Annotated in this window: 10 protein-coding genes; 8 read left to right on the top strand and 2 right to left on the bottom strand. The window is 65.0% G+C overall.

What is annotated here, in order from left to right; genetic code table 11:
• Positions 1 to 119 precede the first annotated feature (119 nt).
• The 7 genes from ABIV12_RS09425 (at position 120) to ABIV12_RS09455 (ending at position 8726) form a co-directional block, all read left to right on the top strand.
• A complete protein-coding gene (locus ABIV12_RS09425) occupies positions 120 to 974 on the top strand; it encodes a hypothetical protein (protein WP_348058584.1) in 855 nt (284 codons plus the stop codon).
• Between the two features lie 176 nt (positions 975 to 1150).
• Positions 1151 to 3349, top strand: coding sequence for a TonB-dependent receptor (locus ABIV12_RS09430; RefSeq protein WP_348058586.1), 2199 nt, complete (start codon positions 1151 to 1153; stop codon positions 3347 to 3349).
• Positions 3350 to 3490: 141 nt separating this feature from the next.
• Positions 3491 to 4546: a sulfate ABC transporter substrate-binding protein gene (locus ABIV12_RS09435; RefSeq protein WP_348058588.1), complete on the top strand. Its 1056-nt coding sequence runs from the start codon at positions 3491 to 3493 to the stop codon at positions 4544 to 4546.
• Positions 4547 to 4579: 33 nt separating this feature from the next.
• On the top strand, positions 4580 to 5416 hold the full coding sequence (gene cysT / locus ABIV12_RS09440; protein WP_348058590.1) for a sulfate ABC transporter permease subunit CysT: 837 nt from the start codon (positions 4580 to 4582) through the stop codon (positions 5414 to 5416).
• A complete protein-coding gene (gene cysW / locus ABIV12_RS09445) occupies positions 5413 to 6279 on the top strand; it encodes a sulfate ABC transporter permease subunit CysW (RefSeq protein WP_348058592.1) in 867 nt (288 codons plus the stop codon). Before cysT ends, cysW begins: the two co-directional genes overlap by 4 nt.
• Positions 6276 to 7316 (top strand): sulfate/molybdate ABC transporter ATP-binding protein, encoded by a 1041-nt coding sequence (locus ABIV12_RS09450; protein ID WP_348058594.1) that lies wholly within the window; start codon positions 6276 to 6278, stop codon positions 7314 to 7316. The genes cysW and ABIV12_RS09450 overlap by 4 nt, the downstream gene beginning before the upstream one ends.
• Before the next feature lie 78 nt (positions 7317 to 7394).
• Positions 7395 to 8726 carry a M12 family metallo-peptidase gene (locus ABIV12_RS09455; protein ID WP_348058595.1) on the top strand — a complete coding sequence of 444 codons (1332 nt, stop codon included), beginning with the start codon at positions 7395 to 7397 and terminating at the stop codon, positions 8724 to 8726.
• 108 nt (positions 8727 to 8834) lie between these two features.
• Here ABIV12_RS09455 and ABIV12_RS09460 read toward each other — a convergent pair whose 3' ends face one another.
• Positions 8835 to 9968 (bottom strand): alanine--glyoxylate aminotransferase family protein, encoded by a 1134-nt coding sequence (locus ABIV12_RS09460; protein ID WP_348058597.1) that lies wholly within the window; start codon positions 9966 to 9968, stop codon positions 8835 to 8837.
• An 84-nt stretch (positions 9969 to 10052) separates the two neighbouring features.
• Here ABIV12_RS09460 and ABIV12_RS09465 point away from each other — a divergent pair, with 84 nt between their 5' ends.
• Positions 10053 to 11654, top strand: coding sequence for a choice-of-anchor Q domain-containing protein (locus ABIV12_RS09465; RefSeq protein ID WP_348058599.1), 1602 nt, complete (start codon positions 10053 to 10055; stop codon positions 11652 to 11654).
• 142 nt (positions 11655 to 11796) lie between these two features.
• Here ABIV12_RS09465 and rocF read toward each other — a convergent pair.
• Positions 11797 to 12630, bottom strand: an 834-nt coding sequence (rocF, locus tag ABIV12_RS09470) for an arginase (RefSeq protein WP_348058601.1), incomplete at its 5' end; no start/stop codon positions are given.

The following is a 12630-nucleotide window of genomic DNA, read 5'->3' on the forward strand; positions in this document are numbered from 1 at the left end:
TCGAAGGGGGACCCGAGTTTACGGGAATGTCGGCCACGCTTGACCCCGATCCGCTCCGGGCGACGTTGAATACTTCCGACCGACCGATCTTCCCCCACGTCATCCACCCAGGAGTTCCGATGCGCACTGTCCTCTACGCCGCCCTGCTCGCGACCGCCACGTTGTGCGGAACCGCCCAGGCCGGCAGCCTGCTCGATCTCGCGGTGGTCGACCGCGACACCGGCGCGACGCTTGATACCTATGCCGACCACGGCAAGCTGTACGTCGCCGGCACACCCGGGCACCGGTATTCGGTGCGGATGACCAATCGCAGCGGCGGTCGCGTGCTCGCCGTGCTGAGCGTCGACGGCGTGAATGCGGTCAGCGGCGAGACCGCGAATCCCGACCAGACCGGCTACGTGCTCGACGCGTGGGCGTCGACCGAGATCGGCGGCTGGCGCAAGAATGTCGATGAAGTGGCGCAGTTCAACTTCACCGCATTGCCGAACAGCTATGCCGCCCGCACCGGTCGACCGGCGAATGTCGGGGTGATCGGCGTTGCGGTGTTCACCGAAAAGCAGCCGGTGTGGCGGGAGCGCGAGCAGGACAAGGTCGCGCGCGATGACCGTCCCGCCGCAGCGCCCGCCCCGGCGCCGGCGCAGGACATGGCGAACCGCGCGGAAGCGCAGAGCGAAAGCCAGCCGGGCACGGCCACAGGCGCCGCGCGACCGTCCGCCACCGCAGCGCCGGACGCGATGGCCCGGCGCGAAGCGAAAAGTACCGAGCGTCTCGGCACCGGCCATGGCGCGCGCGAGTACGCCCATGTCGACACCACCACCTTCGAGCGTGCCTCGCGCCGTCCCGCCGAAACCGTGGCCGTCTGGTACGACAGCACGGCCAATCTGGTCGCCCAGGGAATCATCCCGCGGCCGATCGCCAAGGCGAATCCGCAGCCGTTTCCGGGGTCTTTCGTCGCCGATCCGCCGTCCCGCTAGTCGTTCGGGCCGTCGCGGTCCAAGGGCGCCTCATCGCAAGGAATCAACCGTTGGGCGGATGCGAATCCGCCCAACGGCTTAGGCCTCCTTGCACTTCCACCTCCGACAAGAGCCTGCGATAAATCCGCGTTGCGCGGAGTCCACAGGGGGCACCGCGATCTCCCGAAGGACTCCCGATGACTTCACGAACCCTCGTCCGCGGCCTTCTTGCGCTCGCGATCGCCCAAGGCCTTGCGATTGCCGCACACGCCGACGATGCCGAGCCAGCCGATCAGGCCGGCACGACCGAGCTGCCCAAGGTCGACGTCAACCAGCGCCGGTCGCAGGACGACACGCGCCCGAAACTGCAGCACATCATGCGCGAGGTCGATGGCGCGTTGATTACCGTGACGAAGAAGACCTCGATCACCAAGGTCGACAACATTCCGACCGTGGTCGACAACAACCTGCGCGACCTGTTCGCGCAGACGCCGGGCTTGTTCTATTCCGAGCAGCAGTCGCCGGGCCAGTTGAATCTCAGCTACCGCGGCATCGGCAATCCGCAGGAATCGGAATTCGTGACGGTGCTGCTCGACGGCATCCCGCTCGAAGGCGACTGGATCGGATTCCCGACCATCTACACGTTTCCATTGCCGCAGACGCTGTCGGAAGTGCAGCTGATCCGTGGCGGCAGCTCGCTGTTGTACGGGCCGGAGCCGCCGCCAACTGTGAACCTGATCAGCAAGAAGCCGGACCCCGATCGCGAACTCGCCGGCTACACGGAAAACGTCGTCGGCAGCAACGGCCTGTTCGGCACGTTCAACAAGGTTTCGGGTACATCGGGCGTGTGGGATTACCTCGCCGACGTGAACTACCGCAAAAGCGATGGCGAGCGCGACAACGGCGACTCGAAACTGAAAGGCCTCGATCTTCATCTCGGCTACCGCCCGGATGAGATGGCCTACACGGCGCTCGATTTCCACGCGTACGATCTTGAAACCGGCGATCCCGGTAAGCTCACCTACCCGCTGTTCGTGCAGAACGAGCACACGGTGACCACACCCGACAATCGCCTGTGGACGCAGCGCTACGTGCTCAGCCTGACCCACGACCGTCACCTCGATGCGGAAACCGAGATCATCGCGAAAGCGTGGTACGGCTACCAGGATCAGGCCTCGCGTTCGGAAGCGGCGTTTCCGCCGGCCAACGCGGCGCCGACCTCGACCACGCTGCAGGACGAGCAGTTCCGCTTCGGCGGCATCGATGCACGTCTCGTGCACCACTGGGGTCGCGGCAATGCGTTCACGGTCGGCGTCACCGGCTACGAGTCCGATGCGCCGTTCCGCCAGTGGTCGACGCCGAACCTGCGCGTGGATCAATACGACCGCAGCGGCAAGCCGGTTCTGCGCCAGCAGCGCTCGACCGAATACGGCGCGGTGTTCGCCGAGAACGTGTTCCGCTTTGCCGGCGGCTGGCATTTCGTGCCCTCGGTGCGTTTCGATTACGAGAATGTCGACATCAGCGAAACCGTGCACGGCCTGCGCGGAACCGGCGCACCGAACCAGCTTCCGCTGATCGACCGCAGTGTCGATCATCGCGTGCCGCTGTTCGGCCTCGGGTTCGGCAACGATTTCGGCAAAGGCAACGAAACGTATTTCAACGTGTCGCAGGGCTGGCGTCCGGTGCGCTACTTCGATGTCGGCTCGCCCTTCGGCAACCTCGATCCGAGCCCGATCAACGATCCGGACCCGACCCACGTGTTGTCGTGGGAAGGCGGCGTGCACGGCACGCCGGTCGCCGGGCTGTTCTATGACGCGAGCCTGTTCTGGGTCGACGTGAAGGACCGCATTGAAAGCCAGCCCACCGGCGTTGCCAACAACACCATCAACGTCAACACCGGCAACACGCGCCATCGTGGATTTGAGGGTCAGATCGACTATGACTTCCTCGGCGCCCGCGATCCGCAATCGACGCAGCATCTGTCGGTGTTCGCCAACGTGAGCCTGCTCAACGCCGAATTCACCGAGACGCGCAATCCCGCCAACCTCGGCAACCGGCCGGCGTTCTCGCCGAAATACCTCGCGCGCGCAGGCGTCGCGTACCGCGAGGACAAGGTGCTCAAGCTCGCGCTGTCGGCGGTGTCGTCGGCGAGCCAGTACTTCGCCGATTCAAACCTGCCGGCGGGCGCAGCGGGCGCGATCAACTACATCCCGGCCAAGGTGCCGTCGTACACCGTCGCGGATTTCTCGGCCGACTGGTGGGTGCTGCCGCAGGTCCGACTGCTCGGCGGCGTGTCGAACCTGACCGACCGCACGTACTACAACCGCGTGTTCTCCAACGGGCTCGAGCCTGCGATCGGCCGCACGTTCTACGCGGGCGCCGCGTACGAGTTCTGATCGACACCGGCATGGAACAGCCGTGCAGCCGTCCATACGGCTGCGCGGCATATGCGGATGAGGCTTCGCCATAACCGGCTAACGCCGTCCTAACCGATTCGCTGCCAGACTGACCCTTCGCTCGATTCGAAGGGGAAGTTCATGCGTCTCGCATCCACTCTCGCCGTTGCCATCGTCACGCTGGCCGCCATCGCGGGCTGTGGTTCGCCCCCCGCTCCTCCCAGTGCCGACTTGGCCGCAGCGAACCCCGCGGTGGCCGACATCAGCCTGCTCAACGTTTCCTACGATCCAACGCGCGAACTCTACGGCGAGATCAACACCGCGTTCGCGTCCGAGTGGAAGAAGACCGGCGGCGCCAACGTGTCGATCAAGCAGTCGCACGGCGGTTCCGGCAAGCAAAGTCGCAGCGTGATCGACGGCCTTGAAGCGGATGTCGTGACGCTCGCGCTCGCCTACGACATCGACGCATTGCACGACCACGGCGATCTGGTTCCGGCCGACTGGCAAACGCGGCTTCCGGACAACAGCGCTCCGTACACGTCGACCATCGTGTTCCTCGTGCGCAAGGGGAATCCAAAGGGCATCAAGGACTGGGACGATCTGGTCAAGCCCGGCATCGCGGTGATCACGCCGAACCCGAAGACCAGCGGCGGCGCGCGCTGGAACTACCTCGCAGCGTGGGGCTACGCCGCGAAGAAATACGGCGGCGATGCCGCTGCGAAGGACTTCATCGGGAAGTTGTTCAAGAATGTGCCGATCCTCGACACGGGGGCACGCGGCGCGACCACCACGTTCGTCGAACGGGGCCAGGGTGACGTCCTGCTCGCATGGGAGAATGAGGCACTGCTGGCCCTCGGCGAGGCGGGCGGCAAGGACAAGTTCGAGGTGGTCGCCCCATCGACCAGCATCCTGGCCGAACCGTCGGTGTCGGTGGTCGACAAGGTGGTGGACAAGCGCGGTACGCGCGCCGTCGCCGAGGCGTACCTGAAGTTCCTGTACACGCCGCAGGGTCAGGAGATTGCCGCGCGCAACGGCTACCGGCCGCGCGACACCGCGGTCGCGGCGAAATACGCGACGACGTTTCCGCAACTGCCGCTGTTCACCGTCGACGACACGTTCGGCGGCTGGAAGAAGGCGCAGGCGACCCATTTCGCCGACCGCGGCACCTTCGACCAGATCTACACGCCAGGCAAGTAAGCTGCGAGGGGAACATCCTCACGAGGGGTTTGCATGGGCCGTCGGCGCCGACACGCGTTGCCAGGATTCGGGCTCACCCTCGGCATCAGCCTGAGTTATCTCGGGCTGATCGTCCTTCTGCCCCTCGCTGCGCTGGCGCTGAAGACCGCGACGTTGAGCCCCGCGGAGTTCTGGGCAGTGGTCGCATCGCCGCGGGCGCTGGCGTCGTACCGGGTGACCTTCGGCTGCGCGGCGCTTGCCGCGTTCATCAATCTCTTCTTCGGTCCGCTGATCGCGTGGGTGCTCGTGCGCTACCGGTTTCCGGGTCGCAAGATCGTCGATGCGCTGGTCGACCTTCCGTTCGCGTTGCCGACCGCTGTCGCGGGCATCACGCTGACCGCGCTGTATGCGTCGAACGGCCCGCTCGGGCACTGGCTCGAAGCGCATGGTTGGAAGGTCGCCTACACGCCGACCGGAATCACCGTCGCCCTCATCTTCGTCAGCCTGCCGTTCCTGGTGCGCAGCGTGCAGCCGGTGCTCGAACAACTCGAATCGGATGTCGAGGAAGCGGCAGCGACACTTGGCGCGAGCCGGTTCACGACGATCTGGCGGGTGATCCTGCCGTCGATCTGGCCGGCGATCCTGTCCGGGTTTGCACTCGCGTTCGCGCGCGCGCTGGGCGAGTACGGTTCGGTGATCTTCATCGCCGGCAACATGCCGATGGTGTCGGAAATTTCGCCGCTGCTGATCGTCAGCCGGCTCGACCAGTTCGACTACGCGGGCGCGACCGCGATCGCCGTGGTGCTGCTTGCCGGCTCGTTCGCTGCATTGTTCGCGATCAATCTGCTGCAGTTGTGGATCGTGCGCCGGCGCTCGGCGGAGGCGCGATGAGTGCGCACATCGGCCACACGTCTTCTGTTGTTCTGCGCGATCCCGCGTGGTTGCGCTGGCCGCTGCTGACTGTCGCGCTCCTCTTCGTCGGCCTGTTTCTCGTGCTGCCGCTGGTCGCGGTGTTCACCTACGCAATCGAACGCGGCGCCGGCGTCTACATCGCAAGCCTGGTCGATGAGGATGCGCGCGCGGCGATCCGTCTGACCCTGCTCGTGACCGCGATCGCGGTGCCGGCGAACACCGTGTTCGGCGTCGCTGCCGCGTGGCTGATCACGCGCTTCACGTTCCGCGGCAAGAACCTGCTGCTGAGTCTCATCGATCTGCCGTTCGCGGTGTCGCCGGTGATCGCGGGCCTGATCTTCGTGCTGCTGTTCGGCGCACAAGGCTGGCTCGGACCGTGGCTGTCCGCGCACGACATCAAGATCATCTTCGCGGTGCCGGGCATCGTGCTCGCAACGACGTTCGTCACGTTCCCCTTCGTCGCGCGAGAATTGATCCCGTTGATGCAGGCGCAAGGCGCCGACCAGGAACAGGCCGCGCTGACGCTCGGCGCCGGCGGCTGGTCGATGTTCTGGCGCGTGGTGCTGCCGAAGATCGGCTGGGGTCTCGCGTACGGCGTGATCCTGTGCAATGCGCGCGCAATCGGCGAGTTCGGTGCGGTGTCGGTCGTGTCCGGCCACATCCGCGGACTGACCAACACGATGCCGCTGCACGTGGAGATCCTCTACAACGAATACCATCGCACCGCCGCGTTTGCGGTCGCGTCGCTGCTCGCGCTGCTCGCGCTCGCGACGTTGGTGCTGAAGCAACTGTTCGCCTGGCGCATGCGCCGGTCCATTCCCGATTTCGACACGACCGCATGAGCATCGAGCTGTCCTCCATCGCCTACGCGTACGGCAACGCGCCTGCGCTCGACGGCATCGACCTGACGATCGAGTCGGGCGAACTGCTCGCGCTGCTCGGTCCGTCCGGTTGCGGCAAGACGACGTTGCTGCGCGTCATTGCAGGGCTCGAATTTCCGGATCGCGGCAGTGTGCGATTTGCCGGGCGCGACGTCACCGCACTCAGCACGCGCAAGCGGCACGTCGGCTTCGTGTTCCAGCACTACGCGCTGTTCAACCATCTGACAGTGTTCGAGAACGTCGCATTCGGCCTGCGCGTTCGCGGCTGGCGGCTGCGCCCGCGCCGCGCGGCTCTGCAGGCACGCGTGCAGGAACTACTCGATCTGGTGCAACTCGGTGATCTCGGACAACGCTACCCGGCGCAACTGTCGGGCGGCCAGCGCCAGCGTGTCGCGCTCGCGCGTGCACTGGCGGTCGATCCGGAGATCCTCCTGCTCGACGAACCGTTTGGCGCCCTCGACGCGCGCGTGCGCAGCGATCTGCGTCGCTGGCTGCGCGGCCTGCACGACCGCATCCACGTGACCAGCGTGTTCGTCACGCACGATCAGGAAGAAGCGTTCGACCTGGCCGATCGCATCGCGGTGATGAACAGGGGAAAGATCGAGCAGCTTGCCGATCCGAAGACGCTGTACACGCAACCTGCCAGTCCGTTCGTCTGCCGCTTCCTCGGCGAGGTGAACGAACTGCCGCCGGCATTGCATGCGCGCTGGACCGGTGTCGTTCTGTCCGATGTCGTTGCGTTCGTGCGGCCGCACGATACCGAATTCGTGATCGCCGACGATGCACCGAACGACCTGCGCATCGAGACGATCCGCGACCTCGGGCCGACGGTGCGCGTCGAAGCGCGCCATCCCTCGCTCGACAAGCCGCTGGTTGCGGTCTACGAGCGTGGCCGATTCGGCGCGAGCGGCCTCGCGGCCGGCGCCGCGGTGTCGGCCCGGATCCAGCGATGGTCGCTGTTTCGGGGCGACGAGGTGTTCAGCGCTGCGGACCGGTAATGCGGTTTGACGAATCGTCGATGGAATTGCGGCCGCCGATCTGCAATCGTTGGCAAGCCCGTAACGGAGGACATCATCATGCGCGGTCTGCTCGCTCTCTTGCTGGTCGTCACCTGCGTCCATTCGGTTGCCCACGCCGAACTCATCGCTGCCGAACAATCGCGCCTCGATGAACTCGGTGCGATGGCGATCGGCGAGAGCCGCATCGTCAGCGCGTTCCCGGATGGCTACGGCGGACACGCCGACATCCGTTTCGAACGCATCGATGTCTACGCCCGGGGCGCCCGCATCGTCGAGGTCACCGAGACGGGCGAACACGAGGTACCGAGAAGTGCCCGCATCGAGTTGATCGGATCGAATTCCGCCGGCGACGTGCGGCTGAGCCTTGCATTCGATCCGGGCGCGAAGGCAATCCGCGGTGCGGGTTCGTCGTCTGCCGGTGCGTTCTCGATCGACGCGATCGACGTGTCCGGATCGACGCGGTTGCGCGTGCGACCGACGCACGAGTCGCTACCGCCCGGGGTCGACCCGCACATCGTCCCGACCGACGATTCGCTTCCAACCGGTCGCCCGATGCCCGACGCGTTGACCCTTTCTCTGGTCGGCGCGTCGCCGGCCGGCGCCCTGCGCACGGCCCTGATCGCGGTGGATACCGACAACGAATTCATGAGCGAGCGCTTTGGCAACAGCACGGCAGCCGCAACCAGCTGGATCGCCGATCTGTTCGGCGTGATGAACGTGATGTATCAGCGCGACCTCAACGTGACGCTGCAGCAGGGCACGACGTTCCTGCGCACCGGGAAGGATCCCTACAACGCGGTGAATACTCCGGCGGACGGGACGGATCTCACCGAATTCGGCACCTACTGGCAGAACAACGAAGGCGGCGTCGCGCGCGATTTCACGGTGCTGCTGTCGGGCAAATCCCCGAATGGTCTCTCCGCCTCCGGCATCGCATGGGTCAACGCGTATTGCCAGACACAATCGAATGGCGGCAGCTACAGCGTCAACCAGATCTTCACCAGCGCGCAGGCCGCGGTGGAATTCTCCGCGCGAATCGTCGGCCACGAGATCGGCCACAATTTCGGCGCGTATCACACCCACTGCACCAACACGACGACCGGCGCCGCGCCGACCGGCGTGAACACGATCGACAAGTGTTTTGCGGGTGAAGCCGCGAACGGCTGCTACAGCGGCGCGACGAGCTGTCCGAACACCGGGCCGGGCGCGCCGGCGGGCACGCTGATGAGCTACTGCAACTCGCTCAATGGTGGCTGCGGCGCGAACCACCAGAACGTGCTGCAGTTTCACCCCACGCAGATCACAACGATGTCGGCGCTGATCGCGCAGAACACACCGTCGTGCCTGAGCCTCGGCAGCGACGTGATCTTCAAGAACGGGTTCGAGTAAGCGACGACGTCGCGACCGTCAATCGCAGGACAGCTTCGATTGCGGACGCTCGCTGCCTCTACCAAGGCGCGCAATCACAGTTGCGAGCGAACCCTACGCCAGCGGTGCTCAGGCCGCCTTGCGCTGCAGGATCTCCCCGAGCGCGCCGAGCACGCGGTCAACGTTCTGCGGATTACTGCCCGCGCCCATCAGGCCGATGCGCCAGATCTTGCCGGCGAGTTCGCCGAGGCCGGCGCCGATCTCGATGTTGTGTTCCTCGAGCAGGCGTCGCCGCACCGCGGCTTCGTCGACGCCGGCCGGCACGGACACCGCGTTGAGCTGCGGCAATCGCGCCGATTCCTCGACCAGAAGCTCCAGCCCGATCGCATCGAGGCCGCGCACGAGACGCAGATGGTTCTCGCGATGGCGTGCCCAAGCGGCTTCGAGTCCTTCCTCGTGCAGCATCACGAGCGCCTCGTGCAGCGCGTACAACATGTTGATCGGCGCGGTGTGGTGGTACGCGCGCGCGCCGCTGCCCTGCCAATAATTGATGATGAGGTTCATGTCGAGAAACCAGCTCTGCACCGGAGTCTTGCGTGACTTCAGTACGTCGACTGCGGCATCGCCGAAGCTCATCGGCGACAGTCCGGGCGGCGCGGCCAGGCACTTTTGCGAACCCGAATAGATCACGTCCGCGCCCCAGTCATCGACCTCCACCGAAACGCCGCCGAGTCCGGTCACGCTGTCGACGATGCTGAGCGCGCCGTGCGCGCGCGCGAGCGCACACAGCGCCGCGGCGTCGGACAACACGCCGGTGGACGTCTCGGCATGCACGAAGGCCAGCGCCTTGGCTCCGGGGTTTGCCCGCAGCGCTGACTCGACCTTGTCGAGATCGACCGGCGTGCCGAATGCGTCGTTGACCATCACCGCGGTGGCGCCGACGCGCACGACGTTTTCGCGCATGCGCCCGCCGAACACGCCGTTCTGGCAGACGACGACCGTGTCGCCCGGCTCGATCAGGTTGACGAACGCGGCCTCCATGCCGGCCGAGCCTGGCGCGGACACCGGCAGCGTCAGCGCGTTGTCGGTACGGAACGCATAGCGCAGCAGCGCCTTGGTCTCGTCCATCATCGCGACGAAGCGCGGGTCGAGGTGGCCGATCGTCGGCCGCGCCAGCGCATCGAGGATCCGCTGAGGTACCGGAGAAGGCCCCGGCCCGAGCAGCAGGCGGGCGGGCGGCTGGAAAGAGTGGAACTCGGCCATCGTGGTTCTCCGGACCTGCGCTGTACGGGCAATGTGGCGGCCCGCGGGGACGGATGATCGCACGGGGCACGGTCGGACTTCATAATGGAGGCGGAGGCTGTTGACAAGATCACCCGAGACTACCTCTCGCCCTTTGCTTTACTTCCTCCGGCACCTTTGCTGCCCATCTGCAGTTTGCCCGACGTACCGATTCGAAGATCAGGACCGTTTGCTACTCTGCTCCGCGACACGGGAGGCAGCATGAAGCGAATTGAGATCCCCATGAGCGTCGGAACCTTGGACGCGCGAACGGCATCGGAACGGATCTCCCAGTGCGTCACCTCGCTGCGTGTACGCAGAATCGTCCTCTGTATTGCAGCCGCCTTGTCCCAAGGTGCGACGGCCAGTGCCAAACCGCCGACCGACCATCCCGAATGGCACACCGTTGCTAACTGCGACGATCGCGGTCCAGGGAGCCTGCGAGACACGCTTGCGGCGACGGTCGACGGCGCCCTGATCGACCTCTCCAAACTCACCTGCAGCACGATTACGCTGACCACGGGCGCGTTGGTCAGCAGTCAGGCGGACGTCACTCTCGCCGGTGCGGGTATCACGATATCGGCAGGGGACAACAGCAGCGTCATTCGCCATACGGGCACCGGCACACTTGAGCTGGATGGCGTCGTCATTGAGCGCGGACGCCACGCGAACGGCGATTTCTTCACGATCGGCGGATGCGTTTACACTCGCGGCGATTTGTTGAGCTTCGGCATGACTGTACGCAATTGCATTGCGGAATCGATTACGCCGACGTTCGAATACGTTCTCGGCGGCGGGGTCTACGTCGAGGGCGACGCGACTCTCTTCGGCGCAGTCATCGAAGACAACTCGGTCGTGGCGGCAAATCAATCCGATTTCACCGAAGGCGGCGGCCTCTACGTCAACGGGCTTCTCCGGCTCGTTGGCAGTTCTGTTTCCGGCAACAGGACAGCGGGAGTGCAGAACAACGCAGGCGTGAATCTTGGCGGCGGCATCGCAGCTCATGCTGCCTACATCAGGGACTCGACGATCAGCGGCAACTACGCATATATGGGAGGTGGCGCGGTCCTCGGCTTCGTGTACGGCCCGTTCGCGGAGTCGATGATCCTGAATACGACGATTTCCAACAACACCGCGCGCACGGGCGCGGGAGGCCTCGTCAGTACCGATCCCCTCCTGAAAATATGGAACAGCACTATCGCATTCAACTCCGCCAAAACTGATGTGTTCGGACCGACCTGCGGCGGGGTACTTGCGTTCGGTGGCGAGGAATACGTCAGTCTGCGTAGCTCGATTATTGCGAACAATACGATTGCGGGCGTGGACGCAGACCTGTGCGAAACCGAATTCACCGCGCAGGTCGTCGGATTCGGCAACCTCGTCATCGCTTCGAACAAGCCGTTGCCGCCGGATACGCTTCGCGCAGATCCCTTGCTCGCGCCGCTCTCCGCGAATGGTGGCAGCACACTCACGCACGCGCTTCTACCGGGCAGCCCCGCGCTCGATTCCGGAAACAATACTCGCAATCTTGAGTACGACCAGCGCGGCGTACCGCGGATCATCGGGCGTTCAGCGGATATCGGCGCATTCGAAAAGCAACCCGATCTGATTTTTTTCGATGGCTTCGACGGGCTGCCTCCCCAAAATGAATCGGGCAAAGCGCATTGATCATCGAATCGTTCGGGACGTAATTTTAGAGGCTGCAGAATCGCGCTAAGTGAATTTGTCGGCGAATGGCACGCGCCGTAGGCCGGACGACGAAGTCGGCCGCCAAGATCGCGTCCGGCCTACGGATCTGCGTGACTGAGGATCAATCCCGCATCAACGTCGATTTGCCAAACAGGCTCTCGACCAGATCGACAGAGAGCTTCGCGGTTTCGTTGCGCACGTCGAGCGCGGGGTTGAGTTCCATGATGTCGAGCGAGCCCATGCGGCCCGAGTCGGCGATCATTTCCATGCACAACTGCGCTTCGCGATAGTTCGGTCCGCCGGGAATGGTGGTGCCGACGCCGGGTGCGATCGACGGATCGAGGAAGTCGACGTCGAAGCTGACGTGCAGGTGGTCGTCGGGACCCATGCCTGCGAGTGCTTCCTCCATCACCCGCTTCATGCCGATCTCGTCGATGTAGCGCATGTCGAAGATGTCGAGGCCGACGTCGCGCACGAGCCGGCGTTCGCCTTCGTCGACCGAGCGGATACCGATCTGCCGCAGCGCGCCCGGTGAGATCGCCGGCGAATGGCCACTGAGGCCAGTGAGCGCGTCCGGACCAAACCCGCACAGGCACGCGACCGGCATGCCGTGAACATTGCCCGACGGCGTGACCGAGCTGGTGTTGAAATCTGCGTGCGCGTCGAGCCACAGGATGCGCAGTCGCTTGCCATTTTCGCGGCAGTGGCGCGCGACCGCGCCGATCGAGCCGATCGCCAGGCAATGGTCGCCGCCGAGCAGAATCGGCAGGCGCCCATCAGCAAGTTCCGACTGGACCGCCCGCATCACCTCTCGGTTCCACGCGACGACCGCATCGAGATGACGATATCCGTCGACGGGTGGCAGCCACGGGTTGAACGGGCCGTTGAGATTGCCGCGATCGACGACGTCGAGCCCGCGCGCGATCAATGCGTCGCCGAGCCCGGCGACGCGCAG

The organism is Dokdonella sp. (assembly GCF_039926425.1).
Classification (GTDB): Bacteria; Pseudomonadota; Gammaproteobacteria; order Xanthomonadales; family Rhodanobacteraceae; genus Dokdonella_A.

What these genes read in the sequence shown, in the direction of transcription:
- ABIV12_RS09455 (WP_348058595.1), top strand. Translation starts at nt 7,395, where the DNA reads ATGCGCGGTCTGCTCGCTCTCTTGCTGGTCGTCACCTGCGTCCATTCG.
- ABIV12_RS09460 (WP_348058597.1), bottom strand. Translation starts at nt 9,968, where the DNA reads ATGGCCGAGTTCCACTCTTTCCAGCCGCCCGCCCGCCTGCTGCTCGGG.
- ABIV12_RS09435 (WP_348058588.1), top strand. Translation starts at nt 3,491, where the DNA reads ATGCGTCTCGCATCCACTCTCGCCGTTGCCATCGTCACGCTGGCCGCC.
- ABIV12_RS09465 (WP_348058599.1), top strand. Translation starts at nt 10,053, where the DNA reads ATGGAGGCGGAGGCTGTTGACAAGATCACCCGAGACTACCTCTCGCCC.
- cysT (WP_348058590.1), top strand. Translation starts at nt 4,580, where the DNA reads ATGGGCCGTCGGCGCCGACACGCGTTGCCAGGATTCGGGCTCACCCTC.
- ABIV12_RS09450 (WP_348058594.1), top strand. Translation starts at nt 6,276, where the DNA reads ATGAGCATCGAGCTGTCCTCCATCGCCTACGCGTACGGCAACGCGCCT.
- ABIV12_RS09425 (WP_348058584.1), top strand. Translation starts at nt 120, where the DNA reads ATGCGCACTGTCCTCTACGCCGCCCTGCTCGCGACCGCCACGTTGTGC.
- ABIV12_RS09430 (WP_348058586.1), top strand. Translation starts at nt 1,151, where the DNA reads ATGACTTCACGAACCCTCGTCCGCGGCCTTCTTGCGCTCGCGATCGCC.
- cysW (WP_348058592.1), top strand. Translation starts at nt 5,413, where the DNA reads ATGAGTGCGCACATCGGCCACACGTCTTCTGTTGTTCTGCGCGATCCC.